A 23,536-nucleotide genomic window follows, 5' to 3' on the forward strand; every position below is an offset into this window, starting at 1 on the left:
TGCGGGGACAGGATGCCTCAGGGCCGGCTGCGACGCGCGACTCCTGCTCGTCGCAGCGCGCTGCCGACGCCGAGGCCGACGGCGGTCCAGCCGACGGGACCGAGCACGAACAGTGCGACATAGACGATCTGCCCCCACACCGGGAAGCGCGAGACGTCGGCGGTGAACCAGATCGCAATCGCGATCACTGCACCCACGATGACCGCGGAGAGGAAGAAGCGCCAGGACTCCCAGCGGCGGTAGCGCGACATCGCCGCGATCAGCTCCTGCAGCCCGCCGATCAGCAGGGCGGTGCCGATGTACCGGCCGATCCACAGCGGGACGACGGCGCTCGCGACGAGAGCGGCGATCAGGTGGGTGATGAGCGCGACCCACGGGCGTCGGAGCACGTCCTGTGCGATCACACCCGGCAGGACGTGGACCCCGAGCACGAGCCCGTACAAGAGGGGGACCCCGGCCGAGACGAACCCGCTGATCGCTCCGGCGCCCGCCTGCAGCGCACCGGTCGCCACCCCGATCGCCGCGCAAGTGAGCAGAACGCTCGTCGACAGTCGGGAAACTCGGGCCACCTGCCCAGCGTACCGGCGGGCGGGAGGGCGGTTCTCATGGAGCTCTCATTTACTGAGAGTCGCCTGGGAGTTACGTTGGAGCGTGCTGCGCCCCAACGATGTGGCGCGGCAACTTCCTCATATCCACGATGGAGGCCAACATGGGTCGATCCTCCGTGCGGGCAGCAGCGGTCGTCACACTCGCCGCACTGTTCACCGGTACCGCCACCGCCAGTTTCGGTGCCGAACCGGAGGAGGTGAACACCCCCATCCCCATCGACCTCTCGGCCGGACGCTACATCGTCCTGCTCGACGAGGCCCCGGCGGCCACCTACGAAGGCGGCGAGGCCGGCCTGGCTCCCACCAAGCCCGAGGCGGGCGAGAAGCTCGACGCGTCGAAACGAGACGTCCAGCGGTACTCGGACTTCCTCGAGGAGCGGCAGCGCGACGTCGCCACCGAGGCAGGCGTGACGCCTGACGGCACGCTGACCATCACGCTCAACGCGTTCACCGCCAACCTCACCGCAGCGCAGGCGGCGAAGCTCGCCGGCGCCGACGGCGTCAAGTCCGTCGTTCCCGACGAGATCCTGCACCCGGATGCCGTCCCGTCGACCGAGTTCCTCGGACTCGAAGGCGACGCGGGCGTGTGGAACGCCGTCGGCGGCGTCGACCAGGCCGGCGCCGGCACGGTCGTCGGCGTCATCGACACCGGCATCGCCCCCGAGAACCCGTCGTTCGCGGGTGCGCCGCTGGGTACCGCCGCGGGTGCGGAGCCGTACCTCGACGGCAACACCGTCGTCTACGCCAAGGCCGACGGCAACACGTTCCGCAGCGACAGAGTCACCGGCGAAGAGTGGGACGTCGACGACTACTCCACCAAACTCGTCGGCGCGAAGTACTTCAGCGCCGGCGCCGCCGCGGCGGGCTTCGACTTCGCCCCCGATTACCTCTCTCCCCGGGACGCCGACGGCCATGGGTCGCACACGGCAGGCACGGCAGCGGGCAACCACGACGTCGCGGCATCCGTCGAAGGAATCGACTTCGGCGCCATCTCCGGTGTGGCACCGGCGGCCAGGGTGGCCGCGTACAAGGCCTGCTACGTCGGGCCCGACCCGCTCATCACCGACGACGACATCTGCGCGCTGAGCGACCTGATGGCAGCGATCAACGCCGCCGCCGCTGACGGCGTGGACGTCATCAACTACTCGATCGGCGGCGGCGCCGCGACGACGACGTTCGCCACCGAGGACGCGGCGTTCTTCAACGCCGCGGCCGCCGGCATCTTCGTCGCGGTCAGCGCCGGCAACGACGGCCCTGGCGCCTCGACCGCCGACCACGCGTCGCCGTGGTACACGACGGTCGCGGCATCCACCATCCCGACGTACGAGGGCACGGTCGAGGCCGGACCCGTCCTCGCCGCCGGCGCTTCGGTGAGCGTCCCGTTCGGTGAGACCGTGACCGCACCGGTCGTCTATGCCGGCGACGCCGCAGCAGCGGGTGCGGCGGTCGCGGAGGCTCAGCTGTGCTTCCTCGACACGCTCGACCCGGCCGTCGTGACCGGCAAGATCGTCGTCTGCGACCGCGGCACCAATGCCCGCGTCGAGAAGTCGCAGGCGGTGGCCGAGGCCGGCGGCGTCGGCATGATCCTGGTGAACGTCACGCCGGGGTCGCTCGACAACGACTTCCACTCGGTGCCCACGGTGCACATCTCCGACACGTATCGCGCGGCCCTGCTGGCGTACGTGCAGGGTACGCCGGATGCGACCGCCACGCTGCACGGCGCGAACATCACCGGAGTCGAGACCCCGACCCCCGTGGTCGCCGGGTTCTCGAGCCGTGGCCCGATGCTGGCCGACGGCAGCGACATCCTCAAGCCCGACATCTCGGCTCCGGGCGTCGCGATCCTCGCGGCGACCCACAATGCCGCGGCGGAGGACGCGACGTTCGGCTTCAAGTCGGGCACCTCGATGTCGTCGCCGCACATCGCCGGTCTCGCCGCGCTGTACCTGGGCGAGCGACCGAACGCGACCCCGGGCGAGATCAAGTCCGCGATGATGACGACGGCGTACGACACCGTGAACGACGACGGCTCGACCAGCACCGATCCGTTCGCGCAGGGCGCGGGACACGTCGACCCGACCCGGTACTTCGAACCGGGCCTGGTCTACGACAACGGACCCGCGGACTGGGCGGCGTACCTCCAGGGCAAGGACCTGTACGACTTCGGCGTCGAGCCGATCGACGGCAGCGACCTGAACCTGGCCTCGATCGCGATCGGCTCGCTGTCGGGCCCGCAGACGGTGACGCGCACGGTGCGCGCCACTACCGCGGGCACCTACACGGCGGCCGCCTCGGTCGCCGGCGTGGACGCCGTCGTCGAACCGGCCTCGCTCACCCTCGCCGAGGGTGAGACGGGCACGTTCACCGTGACCTTCACCAAGACGACGGCCGACCCCGAGACGTGGGCCACCGGCTTCCTCACGTGGAGCGGCCCGACCACGGTGCGCTCGCCGATCGCGATCTATCCGGTCACCGCGGACGCCCCGGCGGACGTGTCGGGCGAGGGGATCAACGGCAGCACGACCGTCGAGATCACGCCGGGCATCACCGGCGAGCTTCCGCTGAACCTCAGCGGTCTCGCGCCGGCGACACTCCAGACCGAGGAGATCTTCGCCAACGGTGTCGAGGTTCCGGGTCACTCCGGAAACGAGACGTCCGGTGACGAGGACGGGTACTCGTACTACCTCGTCGACGTGCCGGAGGGCTCTACTCTCGCGAGGTTCGACCTCGACTCGTCGGACGACGAGGGCTCCGACCTCGACCTGTTCGTGTACCGCGTGGTCAGCCCGGACGACCTGCGGTTCTACGAGCAGTGGCAGTCGGCGAGCGGCGCGGCCGACGAGTCGGTCGTACTGACCGAACCGACCGCCGGCACCTATCTCGTCGAGGCGCACGTGTACTCGCACACGGCTCCGTTCACGTGGGACCTTACGACAGCCGTCGTCGGGGTCGAGGGCGAGGGGTCGCTCACCGCGGCGCCGAACCCGCTGCCGGTCACCGAGAGCACGCCCACGAGCTACACCCTGTCGTGGTCGGGCCTGGCCCCTGAGACGCGCTACTACGGCGTGGTGCAGTACGGCGACTCGGACGTGCGCACGGTGCTGACGGTCGACTCAGGTGCCGCGGCACCGGCGGCCGTCGTCGCCCCGAAGATCCACGGTTCCGCGAAGGTCGGCAAGACCCTCAAGGCCAACCCGGGTCAGTGGGAGCCGGCCGACGTCACGTTCGCCTATCAGTGGCTGCGCGACGGCGCTCCGATCGAGGGTGCGACCGCTCAGAAGTACACGGTGACGGATGCCGATGCCGCAACGGCGCTCTCGGTGCAGGTGACCGCCACCCAGGCGGGCAACATCAACGCCGGGACGGCGGTGAGCGAGTCCGTCTTCGTGAAGTTCACGTCGAAGACCTCGGTGACGGTCAGCCCTTACATCGGGCGGACCTCGACCGACTTCGCTGTGACCGTCACGGTCACGCCGTCGGGCGGGGAGGCTGCTTCTGGGCCTGTAGCGGTGTGGGTCAACGCCCAGAAGTTCACCGGCGAGCTGGTGGACGGAACGGTCACGATCGCGCTGCCGAAGCAGAAGCGCGGCCTGTACGTCGTGACGGCGAGCTACCCGGGCAGTGACCATGTGCAGTCATCGGCGGGCCTGTCGGGATTCATCGTCACCCGCTGATGTCCTGATGCACGAAGGCGCCCGGGCTTCGGCTCGGGCGCCTTCGTATGCCCGGACGGCATCTTTTCTGCCGAGAAGGTGCCCACCTTCTCGCGGCGCAAAGCACCTTCTCGGGGCGCAAGGCACCTTTTCGCGGCGGCGGGCCTGCTACAGGCGCCGCCTGCGGCGGGTCAGCCGCACCGCGGGGAGCGGGGGCGCCGGGATGCGCTCGTCGCCGTGGTCGACGACCGGGCCGAACCGAGCCGGCGCAGCAGCGTCGCCGGCACCCTCGGCCTCCCAGGCCTCCCGTGCGTCGGCGATCTCCTCGTGCGAACGGGCGACGAAATTCCACCACATGACGATGTCGTCCTCGAACGGCTCGCCGCCGAGCAGGAACAGGGTCGCGCCTGAGGCGCTCTCGATGACCACGTCGTCGCGCTGCAGCCCGAGATAGAGCAGGTGGGCGGTGTCGAGTGCGGTGGATGCCACGGCCGCCTCGCCGTCGACCGCGATGAGCGCGTGCTCCCACGCCGGGTTCAAGGGCACGCGCACGCTCGAGCCCGCGGGGATGCGCAGTTCGGCGCCGACGATCGGCGTGTACGTGCTGGCCGGCGAGCTCACGCCCGCGAGCTCCCCCATCACGACGGTCGCGCCTCCCGGCTCACCCGCGATCGCCTCGAGCTCCACGTCGGGCAGCACCGCGTGCTGCTCGAAAGCGGGCGGACCGTGTCGCCGCGACTCGGGCAGCGCGACCCACAGTTGCAAGGCGTCGAGGGGCGTGGCATCCTGCCCGACCGAGTACTCGGAGTGGGCGATGCCCGCACCGCTCGTCATGAGGTTGAGCGCACCGCGGCGCACGACCACGTCGCTGCCGACGGTGTCGCGGTGTCGCACCTCGCCGACGTACGGCCAGGTCACGGTCTGCAAGCCGATGTGCGGGTGCGGTTCGACGCGCATGCGCGCCTCCTGCGGGCCGAAGCGGTCCAGGAAGCACCACGCGCCCACGAGCGGCAGCTCCCGCTGCGGCAGCGAGCGGCGCACCGACATCGCCCGCACGCCGCCGAGCGGCACGTCGCGGCTCTCGAGCAGAAGCGTGCGCGGCCCCGAGCACTCGGCGGGACCGGCGATCTCGGCCGCGTCGGGGTTCAGCCCGCCGGCCGTCGAGTCGACGTCGAGCCGCGTCATGTCAGGGTGCGCTGACCCGCGACGGCCAGTGGATGTCGAGTCCCGGCACCTCGTTGTCCTGCAGGTAGCGCACCACCACGGGGCACAGCGGCACCACGGTCTCGCCGCGGCGTGCGGAGTCGGCCATCGCCTCGGCCACCACGATCTGCGCGAGGCCACGGCCGCGGAACGCGGGATCGACCTCGGTGTGCGGGTAGCGGTAGCGGCCGCGGGCATCGACCGAGAACTCGGTGAACCCGGCGAGCGTGTCGCCCACCCACACCTCGTAGCGGCCCTCGTCGTCGTTGCGGCGGACAGTCGTCTGGTCTTCGGCGGCTGGCATCGGCATCCCTTCGTCCTCCGTCCCAACGTAGGCGCGCCACCGGGTGTTCCGCCAGCGTCGCGCTCGGGCCGGACGTCACGCCGGCACCTGGCAGACTCGGACGATGCCGCTCTCGCTCCTGGACGCCGTGCCGCGCGACGCGGACGCCGACGCGGTGTACACCGGGTTCGTGGAATGGGCCGCCGATCGCGGCCTGTCGCTGTACCCCGCGCAGGACGAGGCGATCATCGAGATCGTCTCGGGGTCGCACGTGATCCTGTCGACGCCGACGGGCACCGGCAAGTCCCTCGTGGCGGTCGCGGCGCACGCCGCGGCGCTGTCGCAGGGCGGTCGCACCTACTACACGGCACCGATCAAAGCGCTGGTGAGCGAGAAGTTCTTCGCGCTCGTCGAGATCTTCGGCGCGGCCAACGTGGGCATGGTGACGGGGGATTCCGCGGTGAATCCGGATGCCCCGATCGTGTGCTGCACGGCAGAGATCCTGGCCAATCTCGCCCTGCGCCAGGGCGCCGACGCGATCGTCGACCAGGTCGTGATGGACGAGTTCCACTACTACGGCGACCCGGAACGGGGCTGGGCGTGGCAGGTGCCGCTGCTGCTCCTGCCGCGCGCGCAGTTCGTGCTGATGTCGGCGACTCTCGGCGATGTGACCGCGATCGCCGAGGATCTCGAACGCCGTACCGGCCGCCCGGTGGCGCGCGTGACCGGTGTGGAACGCCCCGTGCCATTGCACTTCTCGTACGCCCGCACGCCGATCCACGAGACGGTCGAGGAGCTGCTGCAGACCGGGCAGTCGCCGATCTACGTCGTGCACTTCTCGCAGGCCGCGGCGATGGAGCGTGCGCAGGCGCTGTCGTCCATCCGCGTCGTGTCGCGCGAGCAGCGCGACGAGATCGCCGACGCGATCGGCGGCTTCCGCTTCACCACGGCGTTCGGGCGAACGCTCTCGCGTTACGTCCGCTCCGGGATCGGCGTGCATCACGCGGGCATGCTGCCGCGATACCGGCGCCTGGTCGAGACGCTCGCGCAGCGCGGGCTCCTCCGCGTGATCTGCGGCACCGACACGCTCGGCGTCGGCATCAACGTGCCGATCCGCACGGTGCTCATCACGGCGCTGTCGAAGTTCGACGGCACCCGGATGCGTCAGCTGAGCGCCCGCGAGTTCCACCAGATCGCCGGTCGCGCGGGGCGAGCAGGGTTCGACACCGCCGGAACCGTCGTCGTGATGGCGCCGGAGTGGGAGATCGAGAACGAGTCCGCGCTGCGCAAGGCAGGCGACGACGCGGCCAAGCGCAAGAAGATCGTGCGCAAGAAAGCCCCCACCGGCGTCGTCAACTGGGGCATCGGCTCGTTCGAGCGCCTCGTCGAGGCCGAGCCCGAGCCGCTCGTGCCGCAACTGCAGCTGACCGCGGCGATGCTCATCAACGTCATCGCGCGCGGTGGCGACGTGTTCGGGAACGTCCGCTCGCTCGTCTTCGACAACCACGAGCCTCGCGCGCGCAAGTACGAGCTCGCCCGGCGCGCGATCGCGATCTTCCGCACTCTGGTGACCGCCGGCGTGGTCGAGGTCGACCGCGCCGCGGCGTCTGACGCCGAGCCGTCGCAGATGGCCGGGTCTGCGGTCGACCAGGCGGCCGTTCGCGACGACTCGGTGCAGATTCCGGATGCCGCAGGCCCCGGCATCCGGAACACCATCCGTCTCACGGTCGATCTGCAGCCGAACTTCGCCCTCAACCAGCCGTTGTCGCCGTTCGCGCTCGCCGCGATCGGGCTGCTCGACCCGGAGGGCTCCGAGGGAGGAGCCGGGACCGGGCATTACGCGCTCGATGTCGTGAGCGTCATCGAGGCGACCCTCAACGATCCGCGGCCGGTGCTGTCGCAGCAGCAGTTCCGCGCGCGCGGTGAGGCGGTGGCGGCGATGAAGCAGGATGGCCTCGATTACGACGAGCGGATGGCGCTGCTCGAAGAGGTCACGTATCCGAAGCCTCTCGAGGAGCTGCTCGCCCAGTCGTTCGAGGTTTTCGCGTCGAGCCAGCCGTGGATCCGCGACTTCGAGCTGTCGCCCAAATCGGTCGTGCGCGACATGTTCGAGCGGGCGCTGTCGTTCTCGGAGCTCATCTCGCTCTACCAGCTCGCCCGCAGCGAGGGCCTGGTGCTGCGCTACCTCTCGGACGCCTACCGCGCGATCCGGCAGACCGTGCCGGCTGAGGCGCAGACCGAGGACCTGCACGATCTCGTCGCGTGGCTCGGCGAAGTGGTGCGACAGGTCGACTCGAGCCTCGTCGACGAGTGGGAGTCGCTCATCAATCCCGTCGACGACCCGTCGGCCCCGGTGGTGCCGCCCGCGCCGCCGTCGGTGCTCACGAACCGGCGCGCCTTCGGTGTGCTGGTGCGCAACGAGCTGTTCCGGCGCGTGCAGCTGGCCGCCCGGCAGCGTGACGACGAGCTCGTCGAACTCGATCCCGACGCCGGCTGGCCGGACGCCCTCGACGCGTACTTCGACGAGCACGACGAGATCCTCACCGGCGGACCGGCGCGCTCGCCGCGGCTCGTGACGGTGGATGAACATCCCGCCACGGCATCCGGTGTCTGGCGGGTCGAGCAGACGATCGACGACCCCGAGGGCCACCACGACTGGCGGATCCGCGGGGTCGTCGACCTCGCCGCATCGGAGGAGTCCGGCACGGCGGTCGTGCGGGTCACCGAGGTCGTGCGGCTGTAGCCCTTCGCCATTGCCCGAACAGGTGATCTGCCGGGGTCAGCCGAGCCCGAGACCTCCGTCGGTCGAGAGCACCTGCCCCACCACCCACGCCCCGGCGGGGGTCGCGAGCCACGCGATCAGCCGGGCGGGGTCGTCCGGCTGCCCGTAGCGGCCGAACGGCGTCGCCCGCATCCACGCTTCGATCTCATCAAGCGGACGGTCCGTCGTCTCGGGGTCGAGGTACCCCGTGTTCACGGGCCCCGGGTCGATCGTGTTGAGGATGATGCCGAGGTCGAGCACCTCCGCGGCCACCGTCTTCGTCAGTCCTGCGAGCACCGACTTGCTGGCGGCATAGGCGACCTCGCCGCGCATCGGCCCGTGGATCTGCCCCGACGTCATCCAGAACACCCGGCCGGTCGGCTCGGCGAACGGCTCGCTGCGCCCGATCCGCTCGCCGGGTCGCGATTCGGTGCGCTCGCCGCTGTGGAGCGCGGCGAATTCGCGTGTGAGCAGCAGCGTCGAGCGGGCGTTGGCCTGCCAGAACGCGTCGAGCCGATCAGCGGTCATGTCGAGGATCGAGCCGTCGTCACCCGACTTCGCGTGGTTGCACACGAGGATGTCGAGCCTGCCGGTGAGAGCTCTCGCGGCCTCGATGACGAGGGGAACGGATGCCGCGTCCCGCAGGTCCGCGCCGATGTCGCCGAGCGACGCACCGGGCGTGAGCTCTTCGCGGAGCCCGTCGCGCACGGCGTCGAGGTCGTCACCGCCCCACGGCAGGTCGGTGTCATGCGGGCGGTAGTGGTGGATGAACACGTCGGCGCCGAGCCGCGCGAACTGCGTGGCGACGGCGAAGCCGATGCCGCGGCGGCGAGAGACGCCGGTGACGAGAGCGGTCTTGCCGCGCAGCGGCAGGGAGGTTGAGGGGAACATGCGATGCCTTTCGAGGTGCCCGGGTTGTGGGCCCACGCGCCCCGAGGCTCCGCGCAGCGCGCCAGCGATGCGTGGAGAGGGCGTGGGGAGCATCCGGAATCTGTGCGCAGAACGCGCGATGGTGACGGGGGGCGAGGTCACAGGCATTGCATGCAGACGACGATAACGGATGCTTCGGCCCCGTCGCATCCGCCATGATGGCGGGATGCCGACCTATGTGGCTTTCCTTCGTGCGATCAACCTCGGGGCGAAGCGGGTGTTTCCGAAGGGCGACATCAAACGGGTGGTCGAGGAAGCCGGGTTCACCGACGTGGAGACGCACATCAACACCGGCAACGTGCGACTGACCACGCCGATGCGCTCGCGCGCCAAGATCGAGGCCGCGCTCGAGAAGGCATTCGCCGCGGACCGGGGGTTCGAGGTCCCCACGATGGTGTTCACGACCGCGGAGCTCGCCGCGATCGCCCGCGAGGCCCGTGAACTGAGCGACGCCCGGCCCGGGCTCGCGCGGCACTACGTGTATCTGATGAAGGACGAGATTCCCGACGAGACCCTGGTGCGCATCGCGTCGCTTGCGAGCGACGCCGGAGAGATCGTCGTGCGTGGCCGCGCGGCCCACGCGCTGCTTGGGCCCGGCTACCAGACCGGGTCGGTCGATCCGCTCAACGCGACCAAGCTGCTCGGGGTCGCGACCAACCGCAACCTCAACGTCATCACGGCGATCGCCGAGAAGTGGTGCTGACGTCGCTTCCTCCCCAGACAACGGGCCAGGTCACGTCTCCACCGGCCGGTCGACGGGGGACTGATCGTCGGATGCCGCGGTTACCCTGGATCGGGTGACCATCCCCTCCGGCGACCCGTACGCCGACCTCGCGTGGAGCGACGCGGACGCGCCCCCGCTCGACGAGGCATGGGTGCCGCCCGAGGACGGGTGGTCCCCGCCTCCCGACCCGCGGGCGCCCTCGTCGGCGTTCCTCGACTCGCCGTTCGACACGACCGCGCCGCGCCGCGACTTCTCGGGAGCCGACCCGCGCGCCGTGCTCCACGAGGTGTACGGCTACGACACGTTCCGCGGTGAGCAGGGCTCCATCGTCGAGCACGTGATCGGCGGCGGGGATGCCGTCGTGCTGATGCCGACCGGCGGGGGCAAGAGCGTGTGCTACCAGGTGCCTGCCCTCGTGCGGCCGGGCACCGGTCTCGTGGTCAGCCCGCTCATCGCGCTGATGCACGACCAGGTGGACGCGCTCGTCGCCAACGGCGTGCGTGCCGCCTACCTCAACTCGACTCAGGCTCCGCCCGAACGTGCGGCCGTCGAGCGGGCCTACCTCGCGGGCGAGCTCGACCTGCTCTACGTGGCGCCCGAGCGGCTGAACACCGAGACCACGCTGCGGTTCCTGGCGCGCGGCCGCCTCAGCGTCATCGCGATCGACGAGGCCCACTGCGTCTCGCAGTGGGGCCACGACTTCCGTCCCGACTACCTCGCCCTCGGCGCGCTCGCCGAGCGCTTCCCCGGCGTTCCGCGCCTGGCGCTGACCGCGACCGCGACGCCGGCCACGCACCGCGAGATGACGGAGCGACTGCAGCTGCCCCAGGCGCGGCACTTCGTCTCGAGCTTCGACCGGCCCAACATCCAGTACCGCATCGAGACGAAGACCGATCCTCGACGCCAGCTCGTGGCGTTCATCCGCTCGCAGGGCGCCGGCGCGGCGGGCATCGTCTACGCGCTCAGCCGCAAGTCGGTGGAGCAGACGGCGGAATTCCTCGCCGGTCAGGGCATCGACGCGCTGCCGTACCACGCGGGCCTGCCGGCAGAGACGCGTGCCGCCAACCAGTCGAGGTTCCTCCGCGAAGACGGCGTGGTGATGGTCGCCACGATCGCGTTCGGCATGGGCATCGACAAGCCCGACGTGCGGTTCGTCGCCCACATCGACCTGCCGAAGTCGGTCGAGGGCTACTACCAGGAGACCGGACGCGCGGGCCGCGACGGTGAGCCGTCGGTCGCATGGATGGCGTACGGCCTCGGCGACGTGGTGCAGCAGCGTCGCATGATCGACCAGTCGCCGGGAGACCGCTCGTTCAAGACCCGTCTCGGACAGCACCTCGACGCGATGCTCGCGCTGTGCGAGACGATCGGATGCCGCCGACAGAACCTCCTGTCCTACTTCGGCGAGGACTCCGGCCCGTGCGGCAACTGCGACACGTGCCTCGAAGCGCCCGAGACGTGGGACGGCCTGGTTCCCGCGCAGAAGCTGCTGTCGACGATCGTGCGGCTTCAGCGGGAGCGCGGGCAGGCGTTCGGCGCCGGTCACCTCATCGACATCCTGCGCGGCGCCTCGACGGAGCGCGTGCGCCAGCAGGGGCACGACTCGCTGTCGACCTACGGGCTCGGCGGCGACCTCAGCGAGCAGGACTGGCGCAGTGTGATCCGGCAGCTGCTGGCCCGCGGCATCCTGGTCGCCCGCGGCGAGTACGGCACCCTCGCCCTCGGCGAGCCGGCCGGGGGAGTCTTGAAGGGCGAGACCGCGGTGCCGCTGCGACGCGACGTCATGGGCAGGTCGGCTGGCGCCGGGCGCGTGCGCAAGACGACGGCGCCCGAGTCGCTGGCCGCTGGCGATGTCGGCCTGTTCGAGGCGCTGCGCGCATGGCGCGCGGGGGTCGCGAAAGAGCTCGGCGTTCCGGCCTACATCATCTTCGGCGACTCGACCCTGCGTGCGCTGGCCGAGCGGCGTCCGGCCAGCCTCGCCGACCTCGACGGTGTCACCGGCATCGGCGCCAAGAAGCGCGAGGCCTACGGCGATGCGGTGCTGGAAGTGGTCGCAGCGGCGGCATAGCGCCGAGCAGACGCGCCCGAAGAGCGACGAGGGTCAGTCGAGCTCCTGGGCGTAGTAGTAGGCACGCTCGCCGGTGTCGGGGTCGGCACCGTGGAAGCCGTGGCGCTCGTAGAAGCGCTGCGCGTCGACGTCGGCCTCGTCGACGTTGATCTCGATCGCCGAGACCCCGGCCACGCGGCAGTCCTCGATTAGCCGCCGGATGATCGCGCTGCCGATCCCGGCACCGCGCGCGGAAGGGACGACGTACATCTCGTCGAGCAGCGCGACGGGTCCGGGGTACCAGACGTTCGGACGCAGGGTCACGAGCGCAAGGCCGGCCGGAGGCTCGCCGCCGAGCAGTGCGAAGGTGTCGGCGCCGGCCAGCAGCGACCGCAGCCGGGAGGCCAGGACGATCGGGCCCGGGGAGTCGGTGTCGAACTCGGTGTTGAAGTCGTGCAGCATGCTCGCCACGATCCCGGCATCGCCGATGCCGGCACGCCGGACGCGCACCCCGTTCATGCGTCCACCGTAGAGCCGCGGAGGCGCGGTGGACAGGGTGCGGGCTCACCGAGCGACTCCAGACTGATCGAAATTGGGGGTTGTATCGATTAAATCCCCTCTGATTTAATCGATTGAATTCACGACGAGGAGGTCGAATCCCGGATGAGCGCCACTATCACCGCCGCACCGCGCGCAACGTCGCCACGCACGCCGGGCCCGAGTCGGGCGGGTGGAGGCCTCCGCCGCGGCACCTCGAGGTTGTGGCTGTTCCTCGTTCCCGCGGCCGCCTTCTACCTCTTCGTCGTCCTGTGGCCGAGTGTCCAAGGTGCCGGCCTGGCCTTCACGGACTGGGATGGGCTCTCCTCCGATCGGGCCTTCGTCGGATTCGAGAATTTCGTCCGGCTCGCACAGGACCCGAAGGCGGCGGGCGCCATCGGACGCACACTCGTCATCGCGTTCACCATCACCATCGTGCAGAACGCGATCGGCCTCCTCCTGGCCCTCGGCGTCAACAGCAGGATCAAGAGCCGCAACATCCTGCGTGTGCTGCTGTTCGCGCCGGCGATCATCACCCCTGTCGCGACGGCGTACCTGTGGCAGAACCTCTACTCCCCGGACGGCGCCGTCAACTCACTTCTCAACGCGGTCGGCCTCGGAGCGTTGGCGCAGAACTGGCTCGGCGACTCGGACGTCGCGATCTGGTCGATCTGCATCGTCGTGGTGTGGCAGTTCGCGGGCTATTCGATGGTGATCTTCCTCGCGAACATGCAGGGCATCTCGACAGAGGTCATCGAGGCGTCGTACGTCGACGGCGCGGGCCCCTTCCGGCGCTTCTGGAGCATCATCCGCCCCGAGCTGGCGCCGTCGATCACGATCAACCTGATGCTGTCGATCATCGGCGGCCTTCGACTGTTCGATCAGGTGTGGGTGATGACCGGCGGCGGCCCTGGAGGGTCGACCGAGACCATGACCACGCTCCTTTACAAGAACGCATTCCAGTTCGGCGACTTCGCCTACGGCATCGCGATCGCCGTCGTCCTGACCGTCCTCGTGGCCGTTCTCTCCAGCGGACAGTACTTCGTGCTGAGCCGCCAGAACCGGAGGTAGTCGTGTACCTGCGCTACACCTGGAGAACCGGCATCCTCGAAGCCGTCATGATCGTCGTCGCGGCGCTGTTCTTCGTGCCCGCATACGTCCTGATCAATCTGTCGTTCCGCGAGCCGAACGACCAAGCGGGGCCGCTCGAGCTGCCCACCACGTTCACACTGCAGAATTACGCGGATGCCTGGGTTCAGGGCAACCTCGGCAACGCGCTCATCAACAGCACCGTCGTGGCGGTCGTGAGCGTCACGGCACTGGTCGTCTTCGCGTCGCTGGCCTCCTACCCTCTGGCCCGCGTGGGTCGGGGCTGGTCCACCGCCGCCTACTTCGGGTTCCTCATCGGGCTGCTGCTGCCCATGCAACTCGCGCTCATCCCCCTCTACACCACGATGCGGGACCTCGATCTGCTGGGATCCGTGTGGGGTCTGGTGATCTACTACATCGGCTTGCAGATGCCGTTCTCGATCTTTCTCTATACCGGCTTCCTCCGGGCCCTGCCGCATGAGTACGAAGAAGCGGCGGCGATCGACGGGGCTGGCGCGTTCGGCACCTTCTGGCGCGTGGTCTTCCCGCTGCTGAGGCCCATCACCGGCACGGTGATCATCCTCAACGTGATCGCCGTGTGGAACGACTTCCTCACCCCGTTGCTGTATCTCAGTGGGAGCGGACAGCAGACCGTCCCGGTCACTCTGTACAGCTTCGTCGGCCAGTACGTGTCGCAGTGGAACCTCGTGTTCGCGGGACTCGTGATCAGCATCGCGCCGATCCTCATCGTGTACTTCCTGCTGCAACGGACGGTCATCAAGGGTTTCGCCAGCGGCCTCAAGGGATAGCCGTCGCGAAATGCGATCCGCGGGCAGCCGCGCGCGGACCGACGCCACACAACGAAGGAGCACTCATGCACTACAGAGCGGTAGTCACGCTCGTCGCCGGTGCTGCGCTGGTCGCAGCGCTCGCCGGCTGCTCGAACACCCCGCCCGGCGGTTCCGGCGAAGGCGGAGAAGGTCTCACGTGGGCCACGGTGACCAGCGACAAAGCCGGCGCAGAGGCGGCAGCGGAGGCGTTCGAGGAAGAGACCGGCATTCCGGTCGAGGTCATCGCGTCGGGTGTCGACGAGTATCAGACGACCCTGCGCACTCAGCTGTCCAGCGGTACCGCCCCCGACGTCTTCTTCGTGTGGGCCGGCGACGGCAACCCGATGGCGATGCAGGTGGTCTCCGACGCCGGCCTCGTCGCGGATCTGTCCGACATGGACTTCGTGGAGAAGATCCCCGAGGGGTTCGTCTCGGTGAGTCAGAACGGCGGCAAGACGTACACGGCACCGATCAGTTCGGCCGGTATCGGCTCCGCCTTCAACATGACGGCGATGGAGGAGAACGGCTGGACCATCCCCACCACGTGGACCGACACGCTTGCCTTCTGCCAGGAGGTGAAGGCCGCGGGCAAGACGGCATTCGCGCTGGCAGCCGGGACTCCGTGGAACACGCAGCTGATCTCGTACGCGCTGGCGCCGACGCTGGTCTATGGCCCGCAGCCCGACTTCGCGCAGGCGATGGCGGAGGGCGAGGTCACTTTCGCGGACTCGGCGTGGGTCGAGGTCTTCGACAAGTATCTCGAGATGCAGGACGCGGGATGCTTCCAGGAGAACGCGCTGGGCACGGTCTACGAGGACGCTCTGGCGATGGTCTCCAGCGGAGACGCGATGGCCTCCGTGCAGGTCAACGCATCTCTCGCTGCCATCCGCCAGGGCGCGCCGGACGGGACCGAGTTCACGCTCGCGCCGCTGCCGGCGACGGACGACGAGACCGAGACGCGCATGGCTGCTGCCATGGGCGCGGCGTACGGCATCAACGCCGATGCGTCGAACCCGGAGGGAGCGCGCCAGCTCGTCGAGTTCCTCACCTCGGACGAGGGGCAGAACGTCTACAACACTCCGATCGCCGCCATTCCCGCTCTGGGCTCGTCCAGCTACGAGCCCGACCCGGCGCTGGAGACGCTCACGCAGTACCTCGCCGACGGGCTCACCGACCCCTTCATGGATCAGCTGTGGCCGAACGCCAAGGTGCAGCAGGTGCACTTCGAGGTGCTCCAGCAGCTGCTCGCGGGTGACACCGACGCGGTCGGCGCCCTCACGCAGATGGACGCCGCATACGCCGAAGGATGAGATTCCCGGGGTGGCGGTCCCGCGCCGCCACCCCGACTCTCGACCGCACCCGCCTCCACCGCACCCCGCCCCGATCAAGGATCTTGATGTCGACCGAACTCGTGGACCGCTTCGAACGGCCCTCCGTGCGTTACGGCCCGCTGCCGTTGTGGTGGTGGAGCGGTGAGCGCCTCGATCGCGAGCGTCTGCGGTGGCAGATGGGCAAGCTGATCGAGCAGGGCGTGTGGCAGGCCGTCGTCATGAATCTCGCGCCGACCGGTCCGCTCTACGGCGCGCTCGCCGACGATCCGCCCTTCATGTCGGAGGAGTGGTGGGACATCTTCACGTCGGTCGCCGCCGACGCGGAGCAGCTCGGGTTCCAGATCTGGCTGTACGACCAGATCGGATTCTCGGGTGCAAATCTCCAGGGGAGGATCGTCGCGGATGAGCCTCGTCATGCCGGCCGTTCGATCGCCCACCTTCGCGTCGACGCCCGTCCGGGAGCCGAGCTCACCGCTCCCCCTGGCGCTGAGCCCATCAGCGCGTGGATCGCGATCAACGGCGAGGCGGCCGTGCCGGTGCCGCTCGACCGGGGGATCGCGCGCTGCGGCGCGGCGGAGGGCGACCTCGTGCTGTGTTACGCCGTCGCCCGGGGATTCGATTACTTCTCGGCGTCGGCCTGCGCCGCGCTGATCGACACCGTCTACGGCGAGTACGAGCGGCGGGTGGGAGGCCAGTTCGGACGAGGCATCGGCGGTGTCTTCCAGGACGAGCTGCCCGACGTTCCGACCTGGTCCGTCGACTTCGCGCCGCGCTTCCGCGCCGCATTCGGCTACGACCTCGAGTCCGTTCTCCCCGCGCTGTGGGGCGACGGCCTTCCAGCCGATGCACCCGTGGACGCGGATCTTGCGCGCCTGCACTACCACCGGGCCCGTGCGCGGTTCGCGCGGGAGGCGTTCTTCGATCCCCTGAGCGCGTGGCTACGACGCGCCGGTCTGCCGTGTGGGTTCGACCAGCAGAGCCCCGCGCGGGAGGGCATGCCGATCGGCGCCGTCGAACACTACGCGGACTATCTCGACACGCACTCCGGCTACGCCATCCCCGGCAACGATCACTGGGGCGATGCGAAGGTCCACTCCTCGCTCGCTCACGCGCACGGCCACGAGAGGGTCTGGATCGAAGCCTTCCACTCGTCGGGCTGGGGCGGGACTCTCGAGGAGACCTACGACTGGCTGGCGCCGTTCCTCCGTCGTGGTGCCAATCTGTATGACCCGCACGCGGTCTACTATTCGACGCGCGCGGGCTGGTTCGAGTGGGCACCGCCCTCGACCTGCTGGCGTCAGCCATACTGGCCCGACTACCACGGCTTCGCCGAAGCGGTGATGCGGCTGTGCTCGGTGCTGACGGCGGGCGACCACGTCGCGTCGACGGTGCTCCTGTACCCCACTGAGACAGTCCAGATGAAGCTGACGGCCGACGGACGCGACCTCGGCGCCGAGCATGCGCAGACGACCTACCTCCGGCTGAACGGACTCACTCCCTGGTTCGCTGAGCGGCGAGGTGCACTCGAACGTGCCGGAATCGACTACGACATCCTCGGGTCCGCGTCTCTTCAGGAAGCCGAGGTCCGCGACGGTGAGCTCGTGGTCGCCGGTGAGAGCTACCGCAACGTGGTGCTTCCCGCGATCGATGTCCTTCCCGCCCGCGTGGCCGGTCTCCTCGCCGATCTGGCCGAAGCCGGCGGGACGATCGTCTGCGTCGGCAGGACGCCGGGCCGGGTGGTGGACGCGGACGGATCCGACGGCGATGCCGCAGCCCGCTTCGCGGCTGCCGTGGCCGGCGGCCGGGTCGCCCTCGTCGCCGAGCCGGAGCACGTCGCGGACCACCTCGAACCGTCGGCGGTCGCGGCCACCGCCGACGCGCCCGTGGTCCACCGTCGCGTCGGCTCCACGCACCTGATCGCCGCCTTCGCCCATGACGAGCTCACCGGGACGGTTCAGCCGATGCTCGACGGGTTCGACGACCCGTGGTCGTCGGGCGACTTCGACTGGCCCACCTACTGGGAGCGGCTCGGCAACGAGGGGTATCGCTTCGTTCCCCCGACGGGTCGGCGACTGACCGTGCAGCTGCGGGGAGCCGGTGTAGAGGCGCTGCAGGCCCAGCTGTGGGATCCGCGCACGGGCGACCGGTGCGAGCTAGCTGTCCATTCGCACACTGCCGGGGTCGCCGAGGTCTCGTGCGACTTCCCCGGGACGGCGTCCATCATCGTCTTCGGCGCCGACCTCCCCGCCGCGACCGCTGCGGCGCTGGGCGGGATCGTCTCACGCGAGACGCTCGAGGGCCCGTGGTCGCTTCGCCCCGAGTCGACTCTGGACAATCGCTGGGGCGATCTGGATGCCCCGGACAAGACCGGCATCGTGCCGGTGCAGGTGTGGCAGCTCCATCACGGCAGCGCGGATGCGCGCCCCGATGAGCTGCGCCCGGCGATCGCGACGTTCGGCGACTTCGCCGAGGTCGCGGCGGATGACGATGACTGGAGGCCGGTCGAGTGGTCGCTGTCACGAGGCATCCGGAACGATCCGATCCACGACGCCAGTCTCGGACCCAACGGGTACGTGCCCGAGGAGTTCGTGCTCGTCCGCGGAGTCGTCGCCGGAGCGCGCCGTCGCCTGAGGACGACGATCGCCGTTCCAGACGATGATCGGGTCAGGCTCGCCGTCGGCGCCAACGCCGCGCGCTCCGTCCGGTTCGACGGCGAGCTGCTGGAGACCGGAGAACCGGGCTACCTCACGCTGAGTCCATTGGCGACAGGCAGGACGGGCCTTCTGGAGATCGACTTCCTCGCGGCCGAGGACGGCGATCTGCGTGCGTTCTTCGCTCTCACCACCGAGCCGGAGAGATTCGCCCGCCCCGAGTGGATCGAAGCAGCCGATCGGCCGGCTCGCGCCACCACCGTTGTCTTCGCGACCGAGGTAGACGTGCCCGCCGACGTCCGCGACGCTCGCGTGCAGCTGAGCACAGAGGCGCCCTCCGTGCTCGTGGTCAACGGTGTCGAGATCGGCAGGCAGAGCGACTTCGATCCTTACGCCGCGCGACGGTTCACGCGAGTGCACCCGTACGACCTGCGCGACGTGCTTCGCCCGGGCGCGAACCTGATCGAGGTGCGCTGCACGGACGTCGGCCGGGAAGTGGCCGTACGGCTCGACTCGGTCCCCCGCGCGGAGGGCGGGCTCGGGGTGCGCACCGACCGGGGCTGGAGTGTCGCGCGCGACGGGGCCCCGGTGGCGGCCCGACAGCGACTGCAGCAGTTCGAGGATCCCCGCTACGGATGCCTCGTCGCGCGGCCGCATCCGCTTCAGCGTGCGACGTGGCTCGAGCCGGAGGGTGCGCACGCCAGTGTCGTGGCGCTCGTGCCCGACCTCGCGCCCGACGAAGGGCGCACCGAACTCCTCGCCGTCGACGTGCCGCTCGGCGCCGTCTCGATCGACGTGCCCACGGATGTTCCGTTCGAGCTCGTGGAGGGTGGTGTGTCGGTGACCGGCACACGCGTCGAGCTGGCGTCGCCCGCAACGGCGGGCACCCGGCTGACCCTGCTCTTCCATCCGACCGACGGTCGACGAGGAGGAGCGCTGCTCGACGGGCCCCTGACCGTGGAATGCGATGCGGCGGACGCGGAGCTCGTCGAGTGGTCGGCGCTCGGGCTGGGAAACCTCGGGGGCGCGGTGCACTACGAAAGGCCGATCCGAGCCGACGTGCCGGCAGGCGGCCGAGCCATCCTCGACCTCGGAGCGCTGCGCGGCACTGCCGAGATCGCGATCGACGGCGTCCGCGTGGCGAGCCTGTTCGCCGGCCCGTGGCGAGTGGACATCACCGATGCGGTCGCGGACGGGCGTGAGCATGCGCTCAGGGTCACCGTGCGGGGCACGCTCGCTCCCTACCTCGACGCGGCTTCGCCGACGTCCGCCGTGATGGCGGGCCAGACCGTCCAGGGCCTGTTCGGTCCGGTGTGTATCGAGGTGAGGGACGGGAAGATCATGAGCGACACCACCGTCGCCCAGGGAGGAACCAGATGAGCAATCGTGCAGCCGTCATGCCCGGCCTCGGCCGGATCGAGATCCGCGATGCGCCCGAGCCGCTCCCGGGACCGCGCGATGCCGTCGTGGCCATCGAAGCCGTCGGAGTCTGCGGGTCCGACACGGCGTACTTCACACACGGCAGGATCGGCGACTGGGTCGTCGACGGGCCTCTGATCCTCGGGCACGAGGTGTCGGGACGAGTGGTCTCGGTCGGAGAAGCCGTCACACGAGTCGGCGTGGGGGATCGAGTGGCGATAGAGCCCGGGAGACCGTGCCGGGACTGCGAGGACTGCTCCGCTGGCCGGTATCACCTCTGCGCTCGTCTGGAGTTCCTCGCGACGCCGCCCTACGACGGCGCGCTCGTGCAGCGTGTGGCCTTCGACGAGCGGAATCTGTTCGTCATTCCCGAGGGCATGTCCTTCGAGGAGGCGGCGCTGTGCGAGCCGCTCTCGGTCGGAATCTGGGCATGCCGGCGAGCGGGTCTGCAGGCCGGTGACCGGGTGCTCGTCTCCGGCGCAGGACCCGTCGGCATCCTCGCCGCTCAGGTCGCGCGCGCCGAAGGTGCGTCCTCGGTGGTGGTCAGCGATGTGTCGGATTTCCGGCTCGACAAGGCACGCGGGCTCGGCTTCGAGGTCGAGCGCAGCGGGTCGGTGGACGAAGGGCCGGGGCACGAGGACGTCGACGTCCTGCTGGAGTGCTCGGGCGCACCCGGAGTGCTCGCGCAGGGGCTCTGGCGCCTACGCAACGCCGGGCGAGCCGCGATGGTCGGGATGCCGAAGCAGGATGTCTCACTGCCGCTGTCGCGGTTGAATGTCAAAGAGATCTCGCTCGCCCTGGTCAATCGATACGCGCACACGTGGCCGACCGCGATCGCGCTGGTCTCGTCGGGTCGTGTGGATGTGTCGGCGATCGTCACGCATCGGTTCTCCCTCGACGACACGGAGCAGGCACTGACTCTCGCATCGCAGGTCCCCGACTCGCTGAAGGCGGTCGTCTACCCACAAGGGCTGCCCTCCCACGGAGCAGTGTCGGCATGAACGGACAGGATCTCGGTCTCGCTGCGGTCGCTCGGCTCGCCGGCGTCTCGACCGCGACGGTCTCGAATGTGCTGAATCGACCGCATCTGGTCGCCCCTGCCACGCAGGAGCGTGTGCTGGCGGCGATCGACGAGCTCGACTTCGTGCCCAACCGTGCGGCCGCGGCCCTGCGCAAGGGCACCAATCGCATGCTCGGGCTCGTCATCCCCGACATCGTCAACCCGTTCTACGCGGCGATCGTCGATGCGGTGGTGGAGGCGGCCGATCGAGAGCGCTATGCCGTCGCCCTGTGCGTCAGTCACGAGGATCCGGCCCGTGAGCAGCGCCATTTCGACATGCTCGCCGAGCAGCGGGCGGCGGGAGCGCTGGTCGTGCCGATCACCGCGGACTGGTCTCGCCTCTCCCAGTTGCGGATGGTCGGCGCCCACCTGATCGCCGTCGACCGTCGGGTGGACGAGGCCGAGGCGTGCTCCGTCGCGATTGATGACGTCCACGGTGGCGATATCGCCGTCACCCACCTGCTGGCCATCGCGGGAGAGGGAGTCGTCATCGTGAACGGCAGTCGCACGATCGTTCAATGCGAGGACCGGCGCGCCGGTGCGCGGCTCGCCCTCTCGCGCGCCGGAATCGAACCTGACTCGCTCGTCGAGCTCGAGGTGGCGGAGATGACCGTCGAGACGGGGATCGCCGCAGGACGGCGGATCGCAGAGACCGGCGCGCCTCGGCGGATCTTCTGCACGAACGACCAGCTCGCCATCGGCGTCATGCGCGGGCTCGCCGACTCCGGGCTCATCGTCCCCGACGACGCCGCTGTCGTCGGCTACGGCGACCTCGCGTTCGGAAACGACGAGGCGCGCCGCCTGACCACCGTCGGCCAGCCCAAGCACGAGATGGGTGAGGTGGCGGTGGCCAAACTGCTCGCCGAGCTTCGCGAGGGCGCCGCCCACCAGCATTCCGCCACCACGTTCCAGCCGCACCTCGTCATCCGCGAGTCCACCTCGCGCTGACCCCGCACCAACAGGAGCCTCATGTCCCCGGATTCCTCTGCTCACCCGCTCCTGGCACCGAAGGTGCGGCGCAAGACCAGAATCGGCCTCGTCGCCGGCGGTCTCGGCACATACTGGCCGCAGTTTCCCGGTCTGCTCCCGCAGCTTCAGGAATCGGCCCGCTACGTGTCCGATCGTTTTCAGAGCATGGATGCCGAGGTGGTCGACGCAGGATTCGTCTCCGACGCACAGGAGGGCGCGCGGGCCGCCGAGCTGCTCCGGCAGGCCGATTGCGACCTGATCGTGCTGTTTCTGACGACGTACCTGACCTCGTCGATGGTGCTTCCGATCGCGCAGCGTTCAGGAACTCCAGTGCTCGTCATCGACCTCCAGCCGAGCGAGCGCATGGATCATGCCTCGTTCGATACCGGCGCGTGGCTCGCGTATTGCGGGCAGTGTCCGGTTCCCGAAGTCGGGAATGTCTTCCGCCGTGCCGGCATCCCGTTCCGTTCGGTGACGGGATACCTGCGCCAGGATGCGGCGTGGCGACGTATCGAGCGGTGGATCCAGGCTGCGCATGTCCGTGCGGCGCTGCGCCATGCACGACATGGCCTCATGGGCCACCTGTACCCCGGAATGCTCGACGTCTCCACGGACCTGACGCTCCTGCCGGTGACCTTCGGATCGCACGTCGAGGTGCTGGAGTTCGACGACCTTCGGGTCCGCGTCGAGAAGGTGACCGACCAGGAGGCGCGGGAGCGCGTCGATTCGGCTCGGGAGCTGTTCACAGTGGACGACTCGGTGGTGGACGAGGACTTCGAGTGGGGTGCGCGGGTGTCCGTCGGGCTCGACCGGCTGGTCGAGGACTTCGACCTCGACACGCTCGCGTATTACCACCGCGGCCTCGACGGGGAGCAGCACGAGCGCCTGGGCGCCGGCATGATCCTCGGCGCCTCACTCCTCACCGGCCGGGGGATTCCCGCGACCGGTGAGTACGAGCTGAGGACGACGGTTGCCCAGCTCGTGACCCAGGTCGTCGGTGCCGGCGGCTCGTTCTGCGAGATCCAGGCGCTGAACTTCGAAGACGACGTCGTCGAGATGGGTCACGACGGTCCCGCGCATCTGGCGGTCTCGAGCCGGGACCCGCTGCTACGCGGGCTCGGTGTCTATCACGGCAAACGCGGGTGGGGTGTCTCGGTCGAGTTCGACGTCCGCCACGGACCCGTCACGCTGCTCGGACTCGCCCAGGACGCCGACGGTGCGCTGGCGTTCGTCGCCTCCGAGGGAACGGTGGTACCCGGACCGCTGCTCGAGATCGGCAACACCACCAGCCGCGTGCAGTTCGGACGCGATCCTGGCGAGTGGGTCGATGACTGGTCGGGCACGGGTGTGGGCCACCATTGGTCCCTGTCGATCGGGCATCGCGCCGCCGACTATCGCGCGGCTGCGAGCCTCTTGGGGATCGAGTACCGCGAGGTCTGAC

At 69.6% G+C, this 23,536-nt stretch carries 15 protein-coding genes and 1 pseudogene; 11 read left to right on the forward strand and 5 right to left on the reverse strand.

Annotated features, from left to right (window positions below; genetic code table 11):
• Window positions 1-17: 17 nt before the first annotated feature.
• Window positions 18-569 (reverse strand): ECF transporter S component, encoded by a 552-nt coding sequence (locus tag ACLKM7_RS07325; RefSeq protein WP_436446497.1) that lies wholly within the window; start codon window positions 567-569, stop codon window positions 18-20.
• 140 nt (window positions 570-709) lie between these two features.
• Between ACLKM7_RS07325 and ACLKM7_RS07330 the strand changes: the two genes are divergently transcribed.
• On the forward strand, window positions 710-4,282 hold the full coding sequence (locus tag ACLKM7_RS07330) for a S8 family serine peptidase (protein ID WP_436446498.1): 3,573 nt from the start codon (window positions 710-712) through the stop codon (window positions 4,280-4,282).
• Window positions 4,283-4,429: 147 nt separating this feature from the next.
• On the opposite strand, the gene ACLKM7_RS07335 is transcribed toward ACLKM7_RS07330, so the two are convergent.
• Complete coding sequence (locus tag ACLKM7_RS07335) at window positions 4,430-5,446, reverse strand: pirin family protein (protein WP_436446499.1); 1,017 nt, start codon at window positions 5,444-5,446, stop codon at window positions 4,430-4,432.
• A 1-nt stretch (window position 5,447) separates the two neighbouring features.
• Window positions 5,448-5,810: pseudogene (locus ACLKM7_RS07340) on the reverse strand (GNAT family N-acetyltransferase); the annotation flags it as partial.
• Between the two features lie 61 nt (window positions 5,811-5,871).
• Here ACLKM7_RS07340 and ACLKM7_RS07345 point away from each other — a divergent pair.
• Window positions 5,872-8,490: a DEAD/DEAH box helicase gene (locus ACLKM7_RS07345; RefSeq protein WP_436446500.1), complete on the forward strand. Its 2,619-nt coding sequence runs from the start codon at window positions 5,872-5,874 to the stop codon at window positions 8,488-8,490.
• 36 nt (window positions 8,491-8,526) lie between these two features.
• On the opposite strand, the gene ACLKM7_RS07350 is transcribed toward ACLKM7_RS07345, so the two are convergent.
• Complete coding sequence (locus ACLKM7_RS07350; protein WP_436446501.1) at window positions 8,527-9,399, reverse strand: SDR family oxidoreductase; 873 nt, start codon at window positions 9,397-9,399, stop codon at window positions 8,527-8,529.
• A 205-nt stretch (window positions 9,400-9,604) separates the two neighbouring features.
• Between ACLKM7_RS07350 and ACLKM7_RS07355 the strand changes: the two genes are divergently transcribed.
• Window positions 9,605-10,141 carry a DUF1697 domain-containing protein gene (locus tag ACLKM7_RS07355; protein WP_436446502.1) on the forward strand — a complete coding sequence of 179 codons (537 nt, stop codon included), beginning with the start codon at window positions 9,605-9,607 and terminating at the stop codon, window positions 10,139-10,141.
• Window positions 10,142-10,235: 94 nt separating this feature from the next.
• Window positions 10,236-12,230, forward strand: a complete 1,995-nt coding sequence (gene recQ / locus ACLKM7_RS07360) for a DNA helicase RecQ (RefSeq protein WP_436446503.1) — start codon at window positions 10,236-10,238, stop codon at window positions 12,228-12,230.
• A gap of 33 nt (window positions 12,231-12,263) precedes the next feature.
• On the opposite strand, the gene ACLKM7_RS07365 is transcribed toward recQ, so the two are convergent.
• Window positions 12,264-12,728, reverse strand: a complete 465-nt coding sequence (locus ACLKM7_RS07365; RefSeq protein ID WP_436446504.1) for a GNAT family N-acetyltransferase — start codon at window positions 12,726-12,728, stop codon at window positions 12,264-12,266.
• A 144-nt stretch (window positions 12,729-12,872) separates the two neighbouring features.
• Here ACLKM7_RS07365 and ACLKM7_RS07370 point away from each other — a divergent pair, with 144 nt between their 5' ends.
• The 7 genes from ACLKM7_RS07370 (at window position 12,873) to ACLKM7_RS07400 (ending at window position 23,535) form a co-directional block, all read left to right on the forward strand.
• A complete protein-coding gene (locus tag ACLKM7_RS07370; RefSeq protein ID WP_436446505.1) occupies window positions 12,873-13,817 on the forward strand; it encodes a carbohydrate ABC transporter permease in 945 nt (314 codons plus the stop codon).
• A 2-nt stretch (window positions 13,818-13,819) separates the two neighbouring features.
• Entirely contained in the window at window positions 13,820-14,644 is an 825-nt protein-coding gene (locus tag ACLKM7_RS07375; RefSeq protein ID WP_436446506.1) for a carbohydrate ABC transporter permease, read from the forward strand.
• Window positions 14,645-14,709: 65 nt separating this feature from the next.
• Window positions 14,710-15,975, forward strand: a complete 1,266-nt coding sequence (locus ACLKM7_RS07380; protein ID WP_436446507.1) for an ABC transporter substrate-binding protein — start codon at window positions 14,710-14,712, stop codon at window positions 15,973-15,975.
• Window positions 15,976-16,061: 86 nt separating this feature from the next.
• A complete protein-coding gene (locus ACLKM7_RS07385) occupies window positions 16,062-20,027 on the forward strand; it encodes a hypothetical protein (RefSeq protein WP_436446508.1) in 3,966 nt (1,321 codons plus the stop codon).
• Entirely contained in the window at window positions 20,024-21,067 is a 1,044-nt protein-coding gene (locus ACLKM7_RS07390) for an NAD(P)-dependent alcohol dehydrogenase (protein ID WP_436446509.1), read from the forward strand. The genes ACLKM7_RS07385 and ACLKM7_RS07390 overlap by 4 nt, the downstream gene beginning before the upstream one ends.
• Complete coding sequence (locus ACLKM7_RS07395) at window positions 21,064-22,074, forward strand: LacI family DNA-binding transcriptional regulator (protein WP_436446510.1); 1,011 nt, start codon at window positions 21,064-21,066, stop codon at window positions 22,072-22,074. The genes ACLKM7_RS07390 and ACLKM7_RS07395 overlap by 4 nt, the downstream gene beginning before the upstream one ends.
• A 21-nt stretch (window positions 22,075-22,095) precedes the next feature.
• Window positions 22,096-23,535, forward strand: coding sequence for an arabinose isomerase (locus ACLKM7_RS07400; RefSeq protein ID WP_436446511.1), 1,440 nt, complete (start codon window positions 22,096-22,098; stop codon window positions 23,533-23,535).
• The last annotated feature ends 1 nt before the right edge of the window (window position 23,536 follow it).

Source organism: Microbacterium sp. I2 (genome assembly GCF_051364985.1).
GTDB lineage: Bacteria > Actinomycetota > Actinomycetes > Actinomycetales > Microbacteriaceae > Microbacterium.

Excerpts from the sequence above, each read along its gene's own strand:
- ACLKM7_RS07355 (WP_436446502.1), top strand. The coding sequence starts at position 9,605 with ATGCCGACCTATGTGGCTTTCCTTCGTGCGATCAACCTCGGGGCGAAG.
- ACLKM7_RS07385 (WP_436446508.1), top strand. The coding sequence starts at position 16,062 with ATGTCGACCGAACTCGTGGACCGCTTCGAACGGCCCTCCGTGCGTTAC.
- ACLKM7_RS07395 (WP_436446510.1), top strand. The coding sequence starts at position 21,064 with ATGAACGGACAGGATCTCGGTCTCGCTGCGGTCGCTCGGCTCGCCGGC.
- ACLKM7_RS07335 (WP_436446499.1), bottom strand. The coding sequence starts at position 5,446 with ATGACGCGGCTCGACGTCGACTCGACGGCCGGCGGGCTGAACCCCGAC.
- ACLKM7_RS07390 (WP_436446509.1), top strand. The coding sequence starts at position 20,024 with ATGAGCAATCGTGCAGCCGTCATGCCCGGCCTCGGCCGGATCGAGATC.
- ACLKM7_RS07330 (WP_436446498.1), top strand. The coding sequence starts at position 710 with ATGGGTCGATCCTCCGTGCGGGCAGCAGCGGTCGTCACACTCGCCGCA.
- ACLKM7_RS07350 (WP_436446501.1), bottom strand. The coding sequence starts at position 9,399 with ATGTTCCCCTCAACCTCCCTGCCGCTGCGCGGCAAGACCGCTCTCGTC.
- ACLKM7_RS07370 (WP_436446505.1), top strand. The coding sequence starts at position 12,873 with ATGAGCGCCACTATCACCGCCGCACCGCGCGCAACGTCGCCACGCACG.
- ACLKM7_RS07345 (WP_436446500.1), top strand. The coding sequence starts at position 5,872 with ATGCCGCTCTCGCTCCTGGACGCCGTGCCGCGCGACGCGGACGCCGAC.
- ACLKM7_RS07380 (WP_436446507.1), top strand. The coding sequence starts at position 14,710 with ATGCACTACAGAGCGGTAGTCACGCTCGTCGCCGGTGCTGCGCTGGTC.
- ACLKM7_RS07365 (WP_436446504.1), bottom strand. The coding sequence starts at position 12,728 with ATGAACGGGGTGCGCGTCCGGCGTGCCGGCATCGGCGATGCCGGGATC.
- ACLKM7_RS07400 (WP_436446511.1), top strand. The coding sequence starts at position 22,096 with ATGTCCCCGGATTCCTCTGCTCACCCGCTCCTGGCACCGAAGGTGCGG.